General features: G+C 70.6%; 2 protein-coding genes. Both read right to left on the bottom strand.

The features are described from left to right. Positions 1–117 precede the first annotated feature (117 nt). Positions 118–1,332: a GGDEF domain-containing protein gene (locus AB0M65_RS40630; RefSeq protein ID WP_364040943.1), complete on the bottom strand. Its 1,215-nt coding sequence runs from the start codon at positions 1,330–1,332 to the stop codon at positions 118–120. A 139-nt stretch (positions 1,333–1,471) separates the two neighbouring features. Further along, the gene (locus tag AB0M65_RS40635) at positions 1,472–2,683 is read right to left on the bottom strand and encodes an MFS transporter (RefSeq protein ID WP_364040946.1); all 1,212 of its coding nucleotides are present in this window, start codon (positions 2,681–2,683) and stop codon (positions 1,472–1,474) included. Between the last annotated feature and the right edge of the window lie 109 nt (positions 2,684–2,792).

Genomic DNA, 2,792 nt, shown 5'->3' on the forward strand with positions numbered 1-2,792 from the left:
CACACACGGACACACACGGACACACACGGACACACACGGACACACACGGACACACACGGACACACACGGACACACACGGACACACACGGACACACACGGACACACGCGCTCAGCCGTTCAGCCGGTCACCTGATAGCCGGAGGTCCGGTTCCGCCCGGTGTTCTTGGCCTCGTAAAGGGCCCGGTCCGCGACCGCGATCAGGGCGTCCAGGTCGGTCACACCCGGCCGGTCGGCGAGACCGATCGACACCGTGACGTGCTCCGGAAGGCCGTCCGCCCGGCAGGCGATACTCGACCGGATCCGTTCCGCGATCGCGTGCGCGTGCACGGCGGGCGTGCCGGGCAGCAGGACGACGAACTCCTCGCCGCCGAACCGCCCGACCAGATCGGTCCCGCGTACCTCGGCGCGCAGGGTTTCCGCGATGGCGGCCAGATACCGGTCGCCGATCAGATGCCCGTGCCGGTCGTTGATCAGTTTGAACCGGTCGACGTCGAGCATCAGCAGGCTGGTGTGCCGTCCGGCGCGGCACGCGCGGTCGAGTTCGTCGGCCGCGGCGTCGCGCCACGCCTTGGCGTTGAGCAGGCCGGTCTTCGCGTCACTGCGTGCCTGCCGTTTCAGTTGCCGCAGCAGCACGCCGCGGTGCAGCACCAGCGTGATCCCGACGATCAGCAGCAGGACCATCGGCCAGTCCCGCAGCGCCCACGCGACCACGACGCCGAGTGCGATCGTCGCCGCTTCGAGCGCGTACTCGAACGGCTTCGCCAGCGCGTCGCGCAGCCGGTCGTGCGGGGTGCCGTAGTACACCGCGACGGTCATCAGCACGGTGTTGACCAGCAGGAAGACCCCACCGGCCGCGACGACCACGCCGAACGACCGGACGTCGCGGGGGAGGACGGCGAACGGGACGGCGTACCGGTCGAGGAAGGCGGCGGCCGCGAAACCCGAGAGCACGGTCGCCGACATGGAGAACGTCCGCCGGAACAACGGGTTCGGCTGCCCGCGGAACCAGCGGTAGAAAAACGACACGGCGATGACCAGCGCGGCGAGCGTGGGGTGCACCAGCAGGACCGCGGCGAACGTCCAGACGCTGTCCAGTGAAATGTGCGGTGTACCGGCGAATCGTTCCCGCACGCGTTCCACGGGGCGTGACAACTCTGTGTACAACACGACGCTGAGGAGCAGGACCGCGAAGGGGACCGCGTCGCCCGGAGTGACCGGGACGCGGAGAAGAGACCAGGTGGGTCCCGCGATCGCCACGACGTCCACCAGGAGGACGAAGCCGATCAAACCGCGGTGGGGTAGCCGCCACAGCGCCCAATTCGTTAGCGCCACGGACACGAACGTAATCGGTTGGATACTAGGTGTCACTACGCTGTATGGGTAGGCGTGGAGACACCACGCGTGACCGGATCGGGGACTTGGAGGGGGTGAGCTCCATGCGCGGGCAGAACTGGTGAACATCCGGTTCCGGTCAAAGGGGGTGAAGCGGGGCCACGTGGCGCCATGCCCGGGTGGCCGGAACAGCCACTACGAGACCGGCGAGTGCGATGACCGAGACCGTCGTCGCGGGTGAACCGAGTACGCCGACGAGCAGGCCGCCGGCGATCAGCCCGATTCCCTGCACGGCGATGAGTCCCGACCCGGCGAGGCCGAACGCCTGGCCTCGTTCGGTGTCGGGTACCAGCCGCATGAACGTGGTGCTCGCGGTGACCTGGTAGGCCGCGCACATCCCGGACAGCACGAGCAGCCCGGCGGCGTAGGGGAGCGCGGGCCGGAACCAGAACGCCGCGAGCGGCGCGATCGCGCCCAGCGCCAGTGCGCCGACCAGCCGCAGCCGGGCTTCGGGCCGGACGAGGCGGCCGAGGACGAACACGCCGAGCACGATCCCGGCCGGATGCGCCGCGAGCAGCAGTCCCGCCGTCACCGCCCCGCCGCCGATCTCCGCCGCGTAGGGCACCGCGAGACCCTCCGGCACGATGACGAACCCCGCCAGCCACGCCAGGCCGACCAGCGCGCGCAGCCGCCGGTCGCGCCAGATCGTGCGGGCACCGGCCGAAAGCCGCCGCAACGTCGACGTCGCGGGCCCGCCGGATCCGGTCGCGGGCCGGAGGTGGACGCCGAGCCGCAGGACGATCGCGGAGATCGCGAACGTCACCGCGTCCAGTGCGAGCCCCCGGCCGGTCCCGGCCGCGGCGATCACCGCGCCACCCAAGGCGAATCCGGCGAGCTGGCCGAGCTGGTTGGTGATCTTCAGCAGCGACTGGCCGAGCACGTACTGGTCCCCGCTCAGCACCGAAGGCAGGACGGCGGCCTGTGCGGCGTTGAACGGCGCGTTGGCCAGCTGCACCACCACGAGGACGGCGGCGAGCACGGGCAGCGGGATGCCGGGGATCGCGAGTACCGCGACCAGGATCGCCCGGACGACGTCGGAGCAGACCATCACCGCACGACGCGGGAACCGGTCGGCGAGCCCGCCGAACAGCGGCCCGCCGATCAGGTCGGGCAGGTAGGTGAGCGCGTACGTCAGCGCGGGCCAGGTCGCCGACCGGGTCCGCTCGAACACCAGTACCGACAGCGCGACCCTGGCCACCTGGTCGCCGAGGATCGACTGGAGTTCCGCGAACCAGATCGCCCGCAGTTCACCGACCGCGAAGATCTGCCGGAAGGTCGCCTTGGAGTCCACGAGGTGGCCACCCCCGCTCGGTCGGGTCGGCCACCCAGCGTACCGCCCCGGACGCGCTTGGTGAACCCCGGAAGCGCGTGAAGGCCCCCTTCCCTCGACTGAGCCGAGG

The organism is Amycolatopsis sp. NPDC051071 (genome assembly GCF_040682875.1).
Taxonomy (GTDB): Bacteria; Actinomycetota; Actinomycetes; order Mycobacteriales; family Pseudonocardiaceae; genus Amycolatopsis.